11 protein-coding genes and 5 pseudogenes are annotated in these 17,993 nt (G+C 59.0%); 10 read left to right on the forward strand and 6 right to left on the reverse strand.

All coding sequences use genetic code 11. The features are described from left to right. The first annotated feature begins 628 nt into the window (after positions 1-628). The 7 genes from NKH52_RS33560 (at position 629) to NKH52_RS33590 (ending at position 9,316) form a co-directional block, all read left to right on the forward strand. Positions 629-1,879, forward strand: coding sequence for a methylaspartate ammonia-lyase (locus tag NKH52_RS33560; protein ID WP_352657855.1), 1,251 nt, complete (start codon positions 629-631; stop codon positions 1,877-1,879). A 15-nt stretch (positions 1,880-1,894) separates the two neighbouring features. Further along, on the forward strand, positions 1,895-3,046 hold the full coding sequence (locus NKH52_RS33565; protein WP_352657858.1) for a CaiB/BaiF CoA transferase family protein: 1,152 nt from the start codon (positions 1,895-1,897) through the stop codon (positions 3,044-3,046). A gap of 133 nt (positions 3,047-3,179) precedes the next feature. Next, the gene (locus NKH52_RS33570; RefSeq protein ID WP_352657861.1) at positions 3,180-4,082 is read left to right on the forward strand and encodes an HpcH/HpaI aldolase/citrate lyase family protein; all 903 of its coding nucleotides are present in this window, start codon (positions 3,180-3,182) and stop codon (positions 4,080-4,082) included. A 125-nt stretch (positions 4,083-4,207) separates the two neighbouring features. Next, positions 4,208-5,134, forward strand: coding sequence for a LysR family transcriptional regulator (locus NKH52_RS33575; RefSeq protein WP_352657883.1), 927 nt, complete (start codon positions 4,208-4,210; stop codon positions 5,132-5,134). 196 nt (positions 5,135-5,330) lie between these two features. Next, positions 5,331-6,764 carry an NAD-dependent succinate-semialdehyde dehydrogenase gene (locus NKH52_RS33580; RefSeq protein ID WP_352657864.1) on the forward strand — a complete coding sequence of 478 codons (1,434 nt, stop codon included), beginning with the start codon at positions 5,331-5,333 and terminating at the stop codon, positions 6,762-6,764. Between the two features lie 6 nt (positions 6,765-6,770). Beyond that, on the forward strand, positions 6,771-8,315 hold the full coding sequence (locus tag NKH52_RS33585; protein WP_352657866.1) for a fumarate hydratase: 1,545 nt from the start codon (positions 6,771-6,773) through the stop codon (positions 8,313-8,315). Between the two features lie 503 nt (positions 8,316-8,818). Beyond that, entirely contained in the window at positions 8,819-9,316 is a 498-nt protein-coding gene (locus NKH52_RS33590) for an Lrp/AsnC family transcriptional regulator (protein WP_352657868.1), read from the forward strand. A 286-nt stretch (positions 9,317-9,602) separates the two neighbouring features. Here NKH52_RS33590 and NKH52_RS33595 read toward each other — a convergent pair whose 3' ends face one another. Together NKH52_RS33595 and NKH52_RS33600 are read right to left on the reverse strand one after the other, a co-directional pair. Further along, positions 9,603-10,100 (reverse strand): acyl-CoA thioesterase, encoded by a 498-nt coding sequence (locus tag NKH52_RS33595; protein WP_352657871.1) that lies wholly within the window; start codon positions 10,098-10,100, stop codon positions 9,603-9,605. A gap of 257 nt (positions 10,101-10,357) precedes the next feature. Then, positions 10,358-10,678, reverse strand: a pseudogene (locus NKH52_RS33600) (transposase); the annotation flags it as partial. Positions 10,679-10,794: 116 nt separating this feature from the next. On the opposite strand from NKH52_RS33600, the pseudogene istA reads away from it, so the two are divergent. Beyond that, positions 10,795-11,396: pseudogene (gene istA / locus NKH52_RS33605) on the forward strand (IS21 family transposase); the annotation flags it as partial. 241 nt (positions 11,397-11,637) lie between these two features. On the opposite strand, the pseudogene NKH52_RS33610 reads toward istA, so the two are convergent. Beyond that, positions 11,638-12,635: pseudogene (locus NKH52_RS33610) on the reverse strand (IS110 family RNA-guided transposase). 67 nt (positions 12,636-12,702) lie between these two features. On the opposite strand from NKH52_RS33610, the pseudogene NKH52_RS33615 reads away from it, so the two are divergent. Together NKH52_RS33615 and istB are read left to right on the forward strand one after the other, a co-directional pair. Beyond that, positions 12,703-13,605, forward strand: a pseudogene (locus NKH52_RS33615) (Mu transposase domain-containing protein); the annotation flags it as partial. Between the two features lie 5 nt (positions 13,606-13,610). Then, positions 13,611-14,339, forward strand: coding sequence for an IS21-like element helper ATPase IstB (gene istB / locus NKH52_RS33620; RefSeq protein ID WP_352657874.1), 729 nt, complete (start codon positions 13,611-13,613; stop codon positions 14,337-14,339). A gap of 502 nt (positions 14,340-14,841) precedes the next feature. Here istB and NKH52_RS33625 read toward each other — a convergent pair. The 3 genes and pseudogenes from NKH52_RS33625 to NKH52_RS33635 form a co-directional block, all read right to left on the reverse strand. Next, complete coding sequence (locus NKH52_RS33625; RefSeq protein WP_352657877.1) at positions 14,842-16,248, reverse strand: aminotransferase; 1,407 nt, start codon at positions 16,246-16,248, stop codon at positions 14,842-14,844. A gap of 163 nt (positions 16,249-16,411) precedes the next feature. Further along, a complete protein-coding gene (locus tag NKH52_RS33630; protein ID WP_352657880.1) occupies positions 16,412-16,897 on the reverse strand; it encodes an Lrp/AsnC family transcriptional regulator in 486 nt (161 codons plus the stop codon). A gap of 209 nt (positions 16,898-17,106) precedes the next feature. Further along, positions 17,107-17,873, reverse strand: a pseudogene (locus NKH52_RS33635) (fumarate hydratase C-terminal domain-containing protein); the annotation flags it as partial. Between the last annotated feature and the right edge of the window lie 120 nt (positions 17,874-17,993).

Raw genomic sequence — 17,993 nt, forward strand, 5'->3', positions numbered from 1 at the left:
GTCCGAGTGACCGAGAAAGGCGCGAAGTCGCTAAGCAGCATGTCACGTGACCTGCTGGTTAATTGCTGACTTCTTTCAGGATTGCGATCGGCGTCCAATACGATGGGCTGGCAAAGGGTTTGCTCAGGGGGAGAGATTGGTTCACGGCTTCCGAAAGGCGGTCGTGAATCGGGACTATTTCTGGCTTTAGCGAGCAACAATTTGCGCGGCTTGAGCCATTGCTGCCGACCGATACACGGGGCAGGCTGCCCGTTGCTGACCGCAGTCGTGGCCCGGGGTCCATGTGCAACCCGTCTACGGGCCGAGGAAGACCTCTACAACCGCTGACCTGATGTGGTGGCCGCCTCCGCTCCCGGCATCGCAATGTGCCAAAGTGTGGCTGTCGAAATCCAGTCGCAGACGGATGTGCGGCCCGGCTGCTCCGGCATGCCGTCGTCATCAAGATCGCCTCAGGGAGCATGCCCATCTCGTCCCCGAGCACATCCCAGCCGCCGCCATCTGGAAACGCGATGGCACCATCCGGGAGATTATACTGGCGACCTGAAGGCCATATCGCGCATACTTGGCGAGCAGCAGTTCGTACTGCATCCGCCCGTCAACATAGTCCGGCAGAAATCGAGACAAGCAAGTGCAGATCAAAGACGTCCTCCTTGCGCCTGGCAATGGTGCATTTTTCTATGACGACCAAGTTGCGGTCAGGGCCGGCGTCCCGCAGGACGGTTTCATCTATGTGGGCGAACCCGTCACGCCCGGCTTCAAAGCTATTCGCGTTCCAGCATCTTCGCTTAGCGTCGGGCTGGTTCTTACCGACGATACGGCTGTCTGGGGCGATATGATGAGCGTCCAGTACTCTGGTGCTGGCGGACGCGATCCTTTGTTCGACGCCGATCGAATCTCGGATCTGACGTCGCAGATCGTGACACGGCTTCTTGATGTTGACGCGTTTCACTACCTTGGTGCCTGCGCGAAGGTCTTCGAGCCTTTAGAGCATAAGCGGCTACCTTTGGCTGTTGAGTATGGCGTCAGCCAGGCTCTCCTTCGCGCGGCGGCCCATCTTCACCGCAAGACGATGGCGGAGATAATATGCAGTGAATTTGGCCTGCCGCTGCCCACGCGCAGGGTTCCAATTTACTGCCAGAGCGGCGATGCCCGCGAAGTCAATGTGGACAAAATGATTTTGAAGGCTGTGGATGTGCTTCCCCACGGCCTGGTCAACGCAGGGCAGAAATTCGGCGTCGACGGCCAAACGTTCATGGAGTTCGTGAAGTGGGTTGCAACGCGTACGCGCCAAATCGGCCGCCCGGGGTATCATCCGGTGCTTCATTTCGATGTGTATGGCTGGATCGGCCAGGAAATCGGCCTGGAGCCGCAACGCATCGCCGACTTTATCTGCAAGGTTGCAGATACCGTCCCGGATTTCACGCTCAACATCGAATCCCCGGCGGATTTTGGTTCGACGCAAGCTCAAATTGAGAACTACGCCAAGATCGTATCGATTTTAGACAACCGGGGTTCCAGCGCTCGCATTGTCGTGGATGAGAGATGCAATACGCTTGAGGATATTCGGCTCTTTGCCGAAGCCAAGGCCACGCATCTCGTTCAAATCAAGACGCCCGATGTCGGCTCAATTGCCGACACGGCGCGTGCGGTTCTCCTTTGCAAGGAAAACAAGGTCGGAGCGTATGTCGGAGGAAGCTGTACCGAGACAGATCTCTCCGCCCAAGCTTCTGTCCACGTATCCGTTGCAACCCAGGCCGACATGATGCTTGCAAAGCCCGGAATGGGTGTCGACGAGGCATTTTCCATCGTCGGGAACGAACAGAACCGATTGCTGGCGATGCTGAACCATCGTCGAGCTCATACCGAAAATGTTGGATGAAAAGTACGGTGTCGCATGCAGAACTCTCTTGAGGGGATCACTGTCGTAGCCGTGGAGCAGGCCGTGGCCGCGCCTTATGCATCGTCTCGTCTTGCTGACGCCGGCGCACGTGTCATCAAGGTGGAAAGGCCAGAAGGGGACTTTGCCCGCAACTACGACAAGTTGGTGCGGGGACAGAGCGCTTACTTCGTCTGGCTCAACCGGGGTAAGGAGTCAGTTTGTCTTGACCTGAGGTTGGAGGCGGACCGCACCGTCCTGGACACGCTAATTGCCAATACTGACGTCTTTATCCAGAACCTGAAGCCGGGCAGCATCGAAAAACTGGGTTTCGCGTCTGCCGATCTGCGTCGCCGATTTCCGCGGCTGATCACCTGCGACATCTCGGGTTTCGGGGAGAAAGGGCCGTATTCCCATTTGAAGGCTTATGATCTCATCGTCCAGGCCGAAACAGGTCTATGCGCGATCACTGGCAACCAACAAGGACCCGCGCGTGTAGGGGTTTCGGTTTGCGACATCTCGGCGGGCATGACAGCGCATAGCGCCATTCTTCAAGCGCTGTATCACCGCGAGGTCACCGGCGAAGGGACAAGCATCCAGGTGTCACTGTTCGATGCCGTCGCCGACTGGATGAACGTGCCGGTTCTGCAAAACGACTATAGCAGCTATCACACGGTACGCGCGGGCGTGAAACACCCGTCGCTGGCGCCGTATGGCGCCTATCGTTGTGCCGATGGCAAAGAGGTCATTTTTTCGGTTCAGAATGACCGAGAATGGGTGAATTTCTGCGAGAAATTCCTAAAGCAGCCGGCGCTCACACGCGCACCTGGTTTTGCCGATAACATGGAGCGCCTAGGTCATCGTGCGCAACTTGATGAGATCATTGAACGGCGGTTTTCAGAACTATCCTGCCACGAAGCAATGCAGGAGCTTGAGGCCGCAGGCTTGGCATATGGCCGACTGAACGAAGTGGCGGATGTTTCAAGGCATCCACACATTCGCAGGGTGCAAGTTGGCACACCCGAAGGAACCGTCGAGACGATAGCGCCGGCCGCGATCTTCAACTCTGAGGGCCCCTCGCTGCGCCCAGTTCCGGCTCTCGGCGCCCATACCGAGGCTGTCCGCGAGGAGGTTCTAGCTGGCTTGCGCACAAAAGCCGCGTCAGCGTGAGCGCGCGTCTCGGTAAGGTGAGTGCGCTCGCGACTTACAGAGAGCGTGCATACCTCGGGTCATCTCAGCGCATCGGCCGCCCAGCGAGCTCACTGCCACCACCCTCGCTAAAATCGACCGCAGAGGCGACTCCATGATCAAGGACACCATTCCGGCCGTTGAAAGCGCGATGTCTGTGCCCCGCTGGAGATCCCTGCTCTTCGTTCCCACTCATGTTCCGCGCTTTGTGGAGGCGGCTCATGAGCGCGGGGCAGATGGCGTTATACTCGACCTCGAAGACTCCGTTCCCCAGGATCAGAAGGGCGAGGCACGGCGGCAGCTTCCAGCGTCCGTGGCAAAGGTGGGCCGCAACGGCGCATCTGTTTTGGTCCGCGTGAATCGAGGTTTGCGCGCCTTGGCGGCCGATCTCGATGCAGCCGTAATTGAAGGTGTTGACGCACTGGTTCTGCCCAAGACGGACTCGGCAGAGTGGGTATCAGAGATCGCGAATGCGGTATCGGAACTTGAACGAGAAAGAAATCTTGCGCAGGGACGCATCCGGTTCCTTGCACAGATCGAGACCCCGGGCGCCTTGCAAAGGCTCGTGGCCATTGCGTCGGCGCATCCCAGGATGGTCGCAATGGCGCTTGGTCCTGAAGACTTCAGTGCCGCTGTTGGCGGCGCGCCGGAATTTGATCTGCTCTTAGCCCCGAACCTTGCCGTGCTGTTCGCTGCCCGTGCGGCCGGATTGCTCCCGCTGGGCTTCGTAGGGAGCATCGGCGAGTTCTCGGACAGTGATAAACTTCGTGAAGCTGCGGTGCATGCGCGGCGGCTTGGCTTTGCCGGAGCTTTGGCGATCCATCCGACACAGGTGGCCATATTCAATGAGGCTTTCTTGCCAAGCGCACAGGAACTCGAGTGGGCCCGCAGTGTGGTCGCTGCCGAAAACGATGCCGCCACGCGGGGACTGTCCGCATTCTCGTTTAATGGTAAGATGGTTGATCCGCCAGTGGTGCGGCGCGCCCACGAGATCCTGGCTCTCGCCAGCAATAACTGAGCCATTAGTCAGCGGCCGGACAGGCTGTTTTCGAACTGGTGCAATAGTTTTGTGACTTGCCTGCCATCTCGTTTCGAGATAGATATGAAGCACTGGGGATCATGCCCCGGTTGGATTTGTTCATCGTGGACATCAGGCAGTTAAGATACTTTGTCGGCGTCGTCGAAGCCGGCAGTTTCACGAAGGCAGCTGCGAGCCTCAACGTTGCTCAAAGCGCGCTAAGCCTGCATGTGCGTCAAATGGAGGAAGGATTCGGTACCCAGCTTCTGGTTCGCGATAGGACCGGTGTCAGCGTCACGGCTTCCGGGGACAAGCTGCTTGAGCGGGCGCGGATCATTCTGAAGGAAATTCAGCTCACTGAGGCCGAACTGACCAATTCGGTGGCTGCTCCTTCCGGAGAGGTGACAATAGGCATCCCGTCCGGAGCCGCTCGCGTCCTTAGCGGTCCCCTGCTTGAATCGGCAAGAAGCGAATTGCCGAGGATTTCGCTTAAGATGATCGAGGGCATGACGGGACCGCTGGAGGAGTGGATGGCTGCTGGCCGCTTCAATCTGGCTGTCCTTTACCGCACTGCCGAGAGTGTGGGGCAAATGACGGTGCTGGCCCGCGAAGAATTTTGTTTGGTGGTGCCGCCGGGTGAACCGCCTCTCGAAGAATCGATACCGCTCGCCGACTTGCATGCGTTCCCGCTGGCGGTTCCAATGCGCAACAACAATGTCAGGCGTTCGGTGGCTGATGTCGTTGCGCAACACGGTTGTGTGCTGGACGTCAGATTCGAAGTCGACTCCCTTTCTACGATCATCAATATGGTCATGGAAGGAAAGGCCTATTCTATTCTTACCCCGTCAGCCATTCAGAAAGAGACGTCTCAAGGTCAAGTCCGAACGGTTAAGATCATTGATCCAGTGATCACCCGTTCCGTTGTCCTTGCCGTCAACCCGAAAGACGACCGCTCTCCAGCCGTCTCTGCGGTCCGCAAGCTGATCCCCAAGGTCGTCAGGACATTGATCGAGAGCAGGCACTGGTCGGCCACGGCTCCGGACCGGGTTTAGGCCATCCTTCAAACCAAGTTCCACGTGCTCCTCCGAGACTGCCTGAGCCGTATCAATCTGTATTCGAGATGGTTTTGGTCGATATTCCATATTTGACCGGGCGTGACTATCGCGATGAAACTGCAGAGAAGCGAGCCCATGGTCCGGATATCGGCTGGTCTCGCACTGGCAGGAATACAGTCAAGCGGAGCATGCGATGTCCAACGCCACGAGCTATCAGCTTTTCATCGATGGCAGGTGGCGAGCCGGTAGTGACGGAAATACTCTGCCGGTGATCAATCCGGCGACGGAGAAGGTATTTGGCTCGGTGGCCGCGGCTTCGGTGTCGGATCTGGATGAGGCCCTCGCTTCTGCAGAGCGAAGCCGCCGGGCTTGGTCCTCACGGCCTTCAAAAGAGCGCGGCGAGATCCTTGTGGCGGCCGCCAGGATCCTTGCGACGAAGGTGGGAGACGCAGCGAAGGATTTGTCGGCCGAACAGGGAAAGACGATTGCCGAAGCGACAGGCGAGTACGCGCGCGCTGTCGAAACTCTGGAGTGGAATGGCACCCACGCTGAAGAGCTGTCGGCCCCGATCCCGATGGGCCCGAACCGGATGATCATCCCGGAGCCCCTTGGCGTTGTTGCTGCCTTTACGCCTTGGAACTATCCCGCCGTTCTCATCGCCCGCAAGCTCGCCCCTGCTTTGGCGGCAGGCTGCCCGGTGATCCTCAAAGGGGCTGAAGAGACACCAAGCGCGGCTGTCCATTTCGTCGAAGCGTTGCGACAAGCGGGGATCCCGGACGGCGTGGTCAATCTCGTCTTTGGCGTTCCGGTACAAATATCCCGGCATCTCCTCAGCTCGCCGATCGTCAAGGTCCTAACTTTCACGGGCTCTACAGAGGTTGGAAAACAGCTCGCCAAGCTCGCCGCGAATAACTTGCAGCGGTGCATCCTTGAACTCGGTGGGCACTCCCCGGTCGTTGTGTGCGAGGATGCGGACCTGGCAAAAGCTATACCGGCAATCACGGAATACAAGTTCGAGTGCGCGGGTCAAAGCTGCAATGCACCCAGCAGGATCCTCGTCGCGCGGAACCTCTACGAGGAATTTCTGTCCCGGATGACGGAAGCCGCCCGCAAGATCAGGATCGGCCCACCGGACGACCCGGCGACGAACATGGGGCCAATGGCAAACGCGCGGCGAATCGAGGCCATGCAGCGTCTGATCCAAGATGCCGTCGATCGCGGCGCCCGCATCGAAACCGGCGGCACCCGCCTCGACAAGCCGGGCTTTTACTGGCCGCCAACCATCCTGACAGGGGTGCCAAAGGATGCGAAAGTGCTTCATGACGAGCCGTTCGGGCCGATCCTCACCGTGGCGCCGTTCGACACGATCGAGGATGCGATCGAAGAGGCCAACGCCACTGAGTATGGCTTGGCTGCCTACTTCTTCACCGGCGCCACCGATGCGAAACGGGCGCTGATCGGCGGTCTTTCGGCAGGCGCAATCAGTGTAAATTACCTGAAAGGGGTTTCCGCAGATGCACCATATGGTGGCGTCAAACAAAGCGGCTATGGATATGAGGGGGGCGAGCAGGGATTGCGGAGCTTCCAAAGCCTGAAACTGGTCAACGGGCTTGGGTCATTCGGATGAGATTCGGTGAATAAAAAAACACGGACCATTGCCGGCAAGGATATTACAAAGAGCGTCGCCGACGCCCTTCAGTACATCTCGTATTACCATCCTCCAGACTATATCCGTTACCTTTCGCAGGCATACGCGCGCGAACTGAGCCCGTCGGCGAAGAACGCCATAGGGCAGATACTGCTGAACTCCCGCATGGCGGCATTTGGCCGGCGGCCGATCTGCCAGGACACCGGTCTCGTGGTGGTTTTCGCCAAGGTCGGGATGGGAGTTCGTATCAAGTCTGCGGGGAGTTTCGCAGACCTCGTAAATGAGGGCGTCCGTCAGGCATATCTCGACCCCGACAATCCCCTTCGACCGTCGATCGTCTCGGATCCGCTTGCCGGACGATTGAACACCCGCGACAACACGCCAGCAGTCGTCCACGTCGACCTTGTGCAAGGCAACCAGATTGAGATCACCATCGCCGCAAAGGGCGGCGGGTCGGAAAACAAGGCGCGTTTCACCACCCTTAATCCCAGCGCGTCCGTTGCTGACTGGGTAGTCGACACCGTTTCGACCCTTGGCAGCGGATGGTGCCCGCCCGGCCTGATCTCGGTCGGCATCGGTGGTAGCGCCGAAAAGGCGATGCTGCTCGCGAAGGAGGCCATGAACGAGCCTATCGACATGTCCGAACTCCTTTCCAGGGGATCTTCAAACGCGGAGGAAGAACTGCGGATTGAGCTTTATGAACGGATCAACGCGCTGGGCATCGGCGCTCAGGGCCTTGGCGGTCTGACAACAGTGGTTGACGTCAAGGTTGCAACTTATCCTACCCATGTGGCGTCCAAGCCTGTGGCGCTCATTCCGCAATGCGCCGCCAACCGGCACCTGAAGTTTACCTTGGACGGCTCGGGACGCGTCACGCTTGAACCGCCCGACATTTCCGAATGGCCCCAGATCGGTCATGACGATTTGCACACAACCGGCGTCCGTCGGGTCAATCTCGATGGGCTCACGAAGGAAGAGATGGCATCGTGGCGCTGCGGGGAAACCCTTCTATTATCCGGAAAGATGCTGACGGGCCGTGACGCCGCCCACCAGCGAATGGTCGACCTGATCGATGCCGGCAAGCCGCTCCCGGTCGATCTGCGGGGACGCGTGATCTACTACGTCGGACCCGTCCGCGCGGTGAGGGATGAGGTGGTCGGGCCGGCTGGCCCCACAACCTCCAGCCGCATGGACGGTTTTATTGAAAAGATACTCGCCGAGACGGGGCTATATGCCATGGTCGGCAAAGCGGAGAGGAGCCCGGCGGCCATCGAGTCGATTGTGAGACACAGAACGCCCTATCTCATCGCGGTGGGTGGCGCCGCCTACCTGATTTCAAAATCGATCAAGGCGGCGCGGCTGGTTGCTTTTGAAGACCTGGGGATGGAAGCCATGTATGAATTCGAGGTGCAGGACATGCCGGTGATTATGGCTGTCGATGTTGAGGGAAACTCAATTCACAATTCTGGTCCGATTGAGTGGCGCAAGCGCATGGCTGCCGACAGCATCGCCCGCAGCATCGGCGTTTGAACCTTCCCGGCTGCGCGATCCGGCCAGACTCCCGTACCGAATATTTTGGGCCGCATCGGTAACCCAAGACGGCATTTTGTGGTCCAGCTCCTCGGCGAGCCATAAAGAAAAGCCTTCAAGTCGCTCTCGATGCCAAATGCTAGGATGTAAACATTGCATCGACCTGCCGTCCATACGATCGATGCTCGGGTGCTGTCGAGGGTGCCAATCAGGTCTCGCACCGGAGATACCAAGAAATGCGCTGTCTATTTACGACGAGGTCGCCGCCGACAGGCGGTCACCCCTCTCCAAATGCGTCAACGCCCGGTTAGGGGAGGTGCAATAGCCCAACTGTTCTACATCCCTCTGCTTGGATCGCCTCAGTCACCTGACTTTCGACACCCTCGCACTGAAGCGTGGCAGGCCGAGGACGGATGATGTCCACTACATTCGCTCGCTTCAATTAATGATAGAATTGGTTGGCACTAATTGCGCTGTCGACCACCGCTTGAGAGCAAAAGGTCATGAAGTCGAAATCCGATCCAGTGCGATTAGACGCTTGGGACCTTCGGATTCTTTCAGAGATCCAGTCAGATGGTCGGATTTCGAAAAGCGAGCTCGCAAAGCGTGTTCACCTTTCGGCGTCGGCCTGTTCGGAGCGGCTCCGTGTGCTCCAAGCCGCAGGGATCATTGAGGGGTTCTACGCGCGACTCAGTCCAGCCCTCATCGGGGGCATCATCTCTATAATGGTGGAGGTGGTTCTGGATCGCCATCGTCTCGAGGATCAACGACACTTCGAGACTGAGATCCAAGAGATTCCGGAAATCTTGGACTGCTGGGCTATCGGGGGGCGGATCGATTATATGATGCGCGTTTCATCTCCTTCCATGGCTGCGTATCAGGATTTTATGGAAGGACTGCTACAGGCAGGCTTGGGCATTGATCAATACTACAGCCTTGTCGTGACGAAACCAGTGAAATCCAATTCACCAATCCCCTTGTCAGCTCTAAGGCAACGGTAAATCACCGAAGCCTTGGTTTCCACGGGATTCCCGCAAAACTCGAGAGATGTTTCCCTGGCTGTATACTAATTGCTAAAGAGGCGGCTGGCTGAGTGTCCTCCGCCGAAGGACATCATCACGTCTGCCAACGGAACCGGTGGACACCTCGAACCCGCCGCGTGGTCGTGATCGCTGGATTTAAGCGTAACCTCTGAAATCGTCATGTCGAAGCCGTCTCAGATTTGATCGTTCCTCACGAACACGCATGAAAGTGCCGCCGACACAGACTGACGAACATCAGGTAAGTTCATACTATTCTGGGTATGCCCATTCGGCGACTGACAATGCCCGGATCGAATGTTCCACTGTCCGCCTCGGCATGGCGTTCAAGCTCGGCCATCACATCCGGCAAGAATGGTTCTACGCGGCGCGATAGCAGGTTGCAATTCAGGAAAAGCTGTTCAGCTGTCGAGAGTAACGTTCCGTCGCCACGCACCATCGCTTGCGCGACATGGACTCGCTTTTCGTCAAGGTCGGCTATCCAAGTAGTGAGGAGCAAATCGTCGTCGCGCATCGCTTCTTTCTTGTAAGCGACCCGCGCTTCGGCGGTGACGAGGCCAGAGATCATCGAGCCATCCGGACTTAGACGTATCGCAGCGTCCAGCCGTACATCCGCAGCTCTACTGAACGCTCCCAGATAGTGCACCATATTCATGTGCCCATATCCGTCGATAAGATCGTCGGTCACCATTGTTGCGAATTTTTGGGTCGCATCCATCTGTTTGCCCAGTAAGCGGTGCGCCAAGGCACCTTTCCCGAATGTGAATCGGCCCTTTAATTGCGGGTGATTGTCAATCCGAGTTTCGCTCTGTCATCGCCGGGGTCATGGTCCTTTCCGAGGTCGAATGCCTCATGATGATGTTCGGGTTGGGCGCCTCAACGTGTGCAACGAAGTTCGAAGTCGACGTCAGCCGATTCAACGAGGTCACCACAACCACCGTCCCGGCGGGGACATCACGGGTTTCAGAAGCGGACCCGCGATTGGGATCAAGCGCGGATCTGTCACGCCATCTTTTCGCCGCCCCACTCAAAGCTGGTGCCGTCAACCCAGAGGCAGTGGAGCAGAACCGCGATCTTGCGAGCAACCGCCACTTTCGCCTTTTTCATGCCGATCCGCTTCGACAGGCGAACGCCCCACGCCTTCAGCGTCGACCATTTCTTTGTCCGGTGCATGAGGACGCTGGCCGCTTCGTATAAATAGGTCCGCAACAGCCGATCTCCCCAGCGTGAGACACGGCCGTTGACATCTGTTTCCCCAGATTGTTTTCGCCGCGGTGTCAGACCAAGGTAGGCGCCGACGTCACTGGCCGAGGAAAAGCGCGAATGTGTTTCGGCGTGGAATAAGGACCCCGTTTCAGGGGTGATCGGCGTCCAAAAAGGACCCCTGTAACGCAGGGTTGTCACACTGCCTCCGGGTTCATCGGAGGCATTTGTTTTGGATGTTGGTTGTGGAGACGATTGCAAAGATACGCCGGCTGTCGCTGGTTCATGGGAATCGATCAAGGAGATTTGCCGCGAATTGCGTATCTCCCGGAAGGTCGTCCGCAAGGTTCTGCGATCTGATGCGACTGAGTTCCGCTACGAGCGCGAGCGGCAGCCGATGCCGAAGATCGGTCCCTGGCAGGGTCAGCTCGATGGATTTTTGAACGGCAATCACAGCAAGGTTGGGCGCGAGCGGCTAACGCTGATCCGGATCTTTGAGGAGCTTCGCGGTCTCGGATACGACGGCAGCTACGATGCGGTTCGCCGATACGCCAAGAGCTGGGCGAAGGCGCAGGGATCAGCGACGGCGGAAGCCTATGTGCCGTTGTTCTTCCCGCCGGGCGAGGCCTACCAGTTCGACTGGAGCCACGAGATCGTCCTGATCAATGGCGTGACTGTGACCGTGAAGGTCGCCCATGTCCGGCTCTGCCACAGCCGCATGATGTTCGTGAGGGCCTATCCGCGCGAGACGCAGGAGATGGTGTTCGACGCGCACGACCGCGCTTTTGCCTTCTTCGGTGGTGCCTGCACGCGCGGCATCTACGACAATCTATGGACGCCTCCCGGGCAAGGTAAAGTGCTGGTAGCGCACGGCATGGGATGCGTGAATCTATCCGGCCTGTCGCTGGAGCGATCACGCTCCTGGCCTTGATGGGAATCCGCTGCCTCGGTCCTCATAACATGAGCGGCCTCGTAGGCCCTGTCGTAAATCAGGCTTTGAAGCTGCGGTCCGTGCCGTAGTGCCATCAGTGTCTACCTCGCTCTCATCGCCGCGAAGGCAGCGATCTGTGGGCCGGCGCTCAGGCGGCGGCGTAACTCTCTTTTCGCGTCAGCAGCGCCCATGCGGTGCGCGCCGTCTTTTGGCAAGCGCCACGAGCGCCTTGTTGAAGCCGCGGCGCTCGACGATTCCTTTCAGCCAGAGCGAGCGACTGTCATCACGCTTCGCAAGCCGGCTGATCACGGCGCGGGCACCATGGATCATCTGCCGGCGCAGATAATGGTTGGCACGCCGGCCAATGCCGCCGAGACGGGGCTTACCACCGGTCGTGTATTGTCGTGGCACCAGTCCGATCCACGCAGCGAGTTCGCGGCCCGAATGGAAGTGACTGGCATCATCGACGCTAGCAACGAGCGCGGTCGCGATGATCGGACCGACGCCGGGGAGTTCGGCCAGGCGGCGGCAATCTTCCCTTTCTCGGCAAATCTCGACGATCTTCGCATCGAGTTTGGCGACGCGTACATTGACGTCGCGGAACTGGTCGAGAAGTTCCGCGAACAACTCGCGCCCGAGGTCAGACATTTCAGCCTGCTCGATCGCCGTCGGTGCTTGGGCGGCAAAGCGCCATGGTCCCTGTGGCAATACGATGCCATACTCGGCCAAAAGGCCGCGGGCGTGATTGATGAGCGAAGTGCGCTGGACGATTAGACGCTCCCGGATGCGATGCAGCGACTGCAAGTCCTGCTGCTCGATCGACTTCACCGGCACGAAGCGCATGGTCGGGCGGGTTGCTGCCTCGTAAATCGCTTCCGCGTCTACCGCGTCGTTCTTCGAGCCGCGCACGAACGGCTTCACAAAGCGCGGGTTGATCAGTCGAACCCGTCGACCGTCGCGCGTGAACCAGCGACCCCAATGATGGGCGCTGGCGCAGGCCTCCATCGCGATCTTCTCTGGCGCTATCTCGTTCACGGTCTCCACGAGCTTCGCCCGGCTGACCTTACGCGAAACGAGCACACCATCGGCATCGATCCCGTGCAGGTGAAACGACTGCTTTCCAAGATCGATCGCGAGCAAATCCATTGTCATGCTTTCCTCCTTCAAGTTGGCCACCTAATTGTGCCGCAGAAGAGGGAGGCGTCCATCCCATAACATGAAGACGGCGGTGGAGACGGTGTTCGTCGGCAAGGACCGGCAATACAATCGCCGCTTCCTGCAGATGTGCAGCCATTATCTGGTGCAGCCGGTCGCCTGCACGCCGGCGTCTGGCTGGGAGAAGGGTCAGGTCGAGAACCAGGTCGGGCTGGTGCGCGAGCGCTTCTTCACGCCGCGGCTACGCTTCAAATCCTATGAGGACCTCAACGCCTGGCTGCTCGACAAATGCATCGCCTACACCAAGGCGCACCGTCATATTGACCAGCCGGAGCGCACGATCTGGAACGTGTTCGAGGAAGAGCGCGGCAAGCTTGTCGAGTATCGTGGGCCCTTCGATGGATTCCACATGGTCCCCGCCTCAGTGTCGAAGACCTGCACGGTGCGCTTCGACAACAACAAATACTCGGTGCTCTCGACGGCCGTCGGCCGCCCCGTCGAGGTCCAGGCCTATGCCGATCGCATCGTCATCCGTCAGGACGGCAGCCTCGTCGCCGAACATGTCCGCTCGTTCGGGCGCGGCGAGACGATCTACGACCCCTGGCACTATGTCCCCGTGCTTGCCCGCAAGCCCGGAGCGTTGCGCAATGGCGCGCCGTTCCAGGGCTGGGTTCTGCCATCGGCAATGGAGCGGGTCCGGCGCAGATTGAAGTCCGCGGGCGACGGCGATCGGCAGATGGTGGCGATCCTGGCCGCCGTTCTCAGCGACGGTCTCGATGCCGTCGAGGTGGCCTGCCAAGAGGCACTCGACCAGAACGTCTGCTCGTCAGCCGTCATCATCAATATCCTGGCGCGTCGGCGCGATCCGGCGCCGGCCGTCACCATCCTCACCCCGGACGCGCTCCGCCTGCAGCATGAGCCGCAGGCCGACTGCGCCCGCTACGACAGCCTCAGGAGGGCAAGCTGATGGAACGCACCCAGGTTCTGGATCTTATGGGGACGCTGAAGCTCTATGGCATGCGCAGCGCCTACGACGAGATCATGGCGACAGGCATCAAGCGCCAGCACGAGCCGCCGAAGATCGTCGGCGATCTGCTCTCGGCCGAGATCGCCGAGAAGCAGGCCCGCTCTATCAAATACCAGCTTACCGTCGCCAAGCTGCCGCTCGCCAAGGACATCGAGGAGTTCGACTTCGACGGCACGCCGGTCAACGAGGTGCTGGTCCGCGACCTTGCCAACGGCACCTTCGTCGCCGATCAGCGCAACGCCGTCCTCATCGGCGGCACAGGAACCGGCAAGTCGCATCTGGCCATCGCCATTGCCCGGGCCTTGATCCGCAACGGCTCACGTGGCCGCTTCTTCAACGTCGTCGATCTGGTCAATCGATTGGAGACCGAGCACCGCGGTGGCAAGCAAGGCCGCATCGCCGACTACCTCACCCGGCTCGACTTCGTCGTGCTCGACGAGCTCGGCTATCTCCCGTTCGCACAAGCCGGTGGGCAGTTGCTCTTCCATCTGATCAGCCGGCTCTACGAGCGCACCTCGATCATCGTCACCACCAACCTGGCATTCGGCGAATGGCCCGCCGTCTTCGGCGACCCCAAGATGACCACCGCGCTGCTCGACCGTCTCACCCATCACTGCGAGATCATCGAGACCGGAAACGAATCCTGGCGCTTCAAGAACCGCGCCTGATCACCCCATCACGCCGATCCGCACTCGCCGGGCTGCGCAACCCTGACCAGCTCCGCCCGGCGAGCGCTGACCATTTGTGCCTCAAAAAAGGGGTCCCTTTTGCGAGCCGATCCAGGGTCCCAATTGCGGGCCGATTGACACGCGAAGGATCATCGATCGTGTGGCGGTAGGTCAACGCCGTCACGACGCCGACGCCAGGAACCGTCATAAGCCGGCATGGGCATCCGCCGAAGCGGGCACGCACGATAACGGGATCGACGCGCTGGTACTGGTGCTTAAGACAACGCGCTGTTGCTTGCAGGTGGCAGGTGCTCGACATCAAGCGTTTCAATATTGATCATACTGTTCTTCTCAATATCCTTTACTGGCGAGATGCAGTGAACCTGCAACGCCTCAGAAACGCGCCCTGCCGGCGGGGAGGTGCACCGGCAGGGCTCGCCGCCCGCAGCCAAATGGGAGGACCGGCAGCAGCGGCAAAAATGCTGGTTGGCGCCCGCAAGAATTATACTGCGCCTTCTGCCTTCAAAGCGCGGAACGTCGTGTCAACTGATCTTGCCGTGGCGTCGACGATGATGTCCACCTGGTCCCTGGTGATGATCAGTGGCGGGGCAAAGCCGAGGATATCGGCATGCGGCATGGCCCGTCCGATGACCCCATTCTCAAGCAGAGCAGCGGCGGCACGCGCTCCGACCTGCAGCTCGGGCTCAAAAGGTACGCGCGCTTTGGGATCCCGCATCATCTCTACGGCGGACAGGATCCCGACGCCGCGAACTTCGCCGACGATAGGATGTCCCTCCAGTTCGGCTTTCATGCGAGAAAGCCAATAGGGCCCGACATCCTGGACATGTTCCAGGATGTTTCTTTCCTTAAGGACTTTGATGTTGGCGAGTGCGGCCGCCGCGCAAAGCGTATGACCGGAATATGTCCAGCCATGGCCCAGAGCTCCGTGCTTCTCCGTTCCTTCTTCCAGGACCTTCCAGACGCGGTCGCCGATAATTGACCCGGAGATGGGGAGGTAGGCGGAACTGACGCCCTTGGCGATGGTAACGAAATCCGGACGCATGCCATAGAGGTGGGAACCGAATTTCTCACCGGTTCGCGCGAAGCCGCAGACCACTTCATCGGCGATTAGAAGCATATCGTACTTGTCGAGCACCGCTTGAATGGCGGTCCAGTATCCCTTTGGGGGAGGAACAATGCCGCCGGTCCCAAGTACAGGCTCCCCGATAAAGGCTGCAACCGTCTCCGGACCTTCGGCGAGGATAAGGGCTTCAAGTTCATCTGCACAGCGCTTGGAGAATGCTTCCTCAGTTTCGCCCTCATGCGCCTGGCGATAGTAATGCGGCGTCGTTGTATGGCGCACCAGGTTCAAAGGCAGGTCGAAAAACTTGTGAAAAAACGGTAGGCCCGTCAGGCTACCGGTGACCAGCCCGGAACCGTGATAACCGCGATGCCGCGAGATGATCTTCTTCTTTTCGGGGCGGCCCAGAATGTTGTTGTAGTACCAGACGAGTTTGATGTTGGTTTCATTCGCATCGGACCCGGACAAGCCAAAATAGACCCTTTGCATGTTCTGCCCGAAGTATTCGACCACGGCCTCCGCCAAACGGGCAACGGGCTCCGTGCCTTGGCTGGCATAGACATGAGCGAACGGCAATTCATGCGCCTGCTTGGCAATGGCGTCGGCGATCTCCTTGCATCCATATCCCATGTTGACGCAGTAGAGCCCGCCGAAACCGTCGAGACTTTTGCGGCCCTCCGTATCCCAAATGTAGACACCGTCTGCACCGGCCATTATTCGGTTTGGCGTCTCACTGCGACTGTGCTTTGCCAAGTGCGTCGACGGATGAAAGACAAAGCTCCGATCCTTCTCTTGAACTTGCGCTGTTCCCAGATTGGTTAGGCTCATCGCCCCTCTCCTCTTCATCGCTCTGCGGAAAACACTCGGTCAGCCGCTCGTCAAGGTGTGATTATACCGACGGACACACCTCGGCTTCCACGGGAATGCGCATCCTCGACCGACGAATGCACGGAACTTGCGTCAATCTCCGTGGAAAACACCGGCTTGGAACTCACCGTTGTCTTGAAGCCGACAACGGGATCGGCGAATTGGATTTCACGGATTTGGTCACGATAAGGCTATAGTATTGATCGATCCCGAGGCCTACCTGCCGCAGGCCTTCCATGAAATCCTGATACGCAGCCATAGAAGGTGCTGCTACGCGCATCAGGTAATCGATCCGCCCGCCGATAGCCCAGCAGTCCAAAACTTCGGGGATGGCGTGAATCGCGGTCTCGAAATGTCGTTGGTCCTCGAGACGGTGACGATCCAGAACGACCTCCACCATGACGAAGATCACGCCCCCGGTGAGGGATGGACTGAGCCAAATATAATACCCTTCAATAGCCCCTCCAGTTTCGAGTATGCGGGGCCGCTGCGAGCAAGCCGACGCCGAGAGATGAACGCGTTTCGCAAGCTCGCTTTTCGATATCCGACCGTCTGCTTGCAGCTCGGACAGAATGTCCCAAGCGCGTACTGTGTCGAGTTTCGACTTCATGGCCTTGCCGGCTGAATTATGGCTTTACGTTTAGGCTGCTTTTGGGTCTGCGCCAATTGCCTCGATGGCGCGGCGTGCCAACTCAGCGTTGTCCTCGCAGGCGATGCAGGCGTGGGCGTGGCTCATTCGTACAGTTGACCAAACGAAGCGCCCAGCCTGCTCTTCGAAGTGGATGGCTGCAGGCAGGAGGGATCGCCTGACGGGAATATTCAAACGCCGGTGTTGCGCGCGATGCTGTCGGCAGCCATCCGCTTACGCCACTCAAGAGGCCCGGAATTGTGAATGGAGTTTCCCTCAACATCGACAGCCATGATGACCGGCATGTCCTGTACCTCGAATTCATAGATGGCTTCCATACCCAGGTCTTCAAAAGCAACCAGCCGCGCCGCCTTGATCGATTTTGAAATCAGGTAGGCGGCGCCACCCACCGCGATGAGATAGGGCGTTCTGTGTCTCACAATCGACTCGATGGCCGCCGGGCTCCTCTCCGCTTTGCCGACCATGGCATATAGCCCCGTCTCGGCGAGTATCTTTTCAATAAAACCGTCCATGCGGCTGGAGGTTGTGGGGCCAGCCGGCCCGACCACCTCATCCCTCACCGCGCGGACGGGTCCGACGTAGTAGATCACGCGTCCCCGCAGATCGACCGCGAGCGGCTTGCCGGCATCGATCAGGTCGACCATTCGCTGGTGGGCGGCGTCACGGCCCGTCAGGATCTTTCCGGACAAAAGAAGGGTTTCCCCGCAGCGCCATAATGCCGTCTCCCTTCCCTCGTGAGCCCATCCAAGTTGACCCGGCGGACGCCGGTTGTGTGCAAGTCCTCAGGACCGATCCATTCGGAAAGGTCGGGCGGTTGGAGCTGCGCTGGTCCTTTACCGTCCAATGTGAACGTCAAGTGCCGATTGGCGGCGCATTGCGGGATCAGTGCCACAGGCTTGGACGCAGCATGGGTTGGATAGGTTGCAACCTTGAAACCTTCTTCGGTCGACAAATCCTTCGCTGCGTCGCCCACTACAAGGGTGGCGCAATTCGAGAAGCTGCCTGCCTGGCCCATCTGCGCCGCAAGATATTCGACGTTCACGACAGCCAGCCGACC

Origin of the sequence: Mesorhizobium sp. M1066 (assembly GCF_040318635.1) — a bacterium.
Taxonomy (GTDB): Bacteria; Pseudomonadota; Alphaproteobacteria; order Rhizobiales; family Rhizobiaceae; genus Mesorhizobium.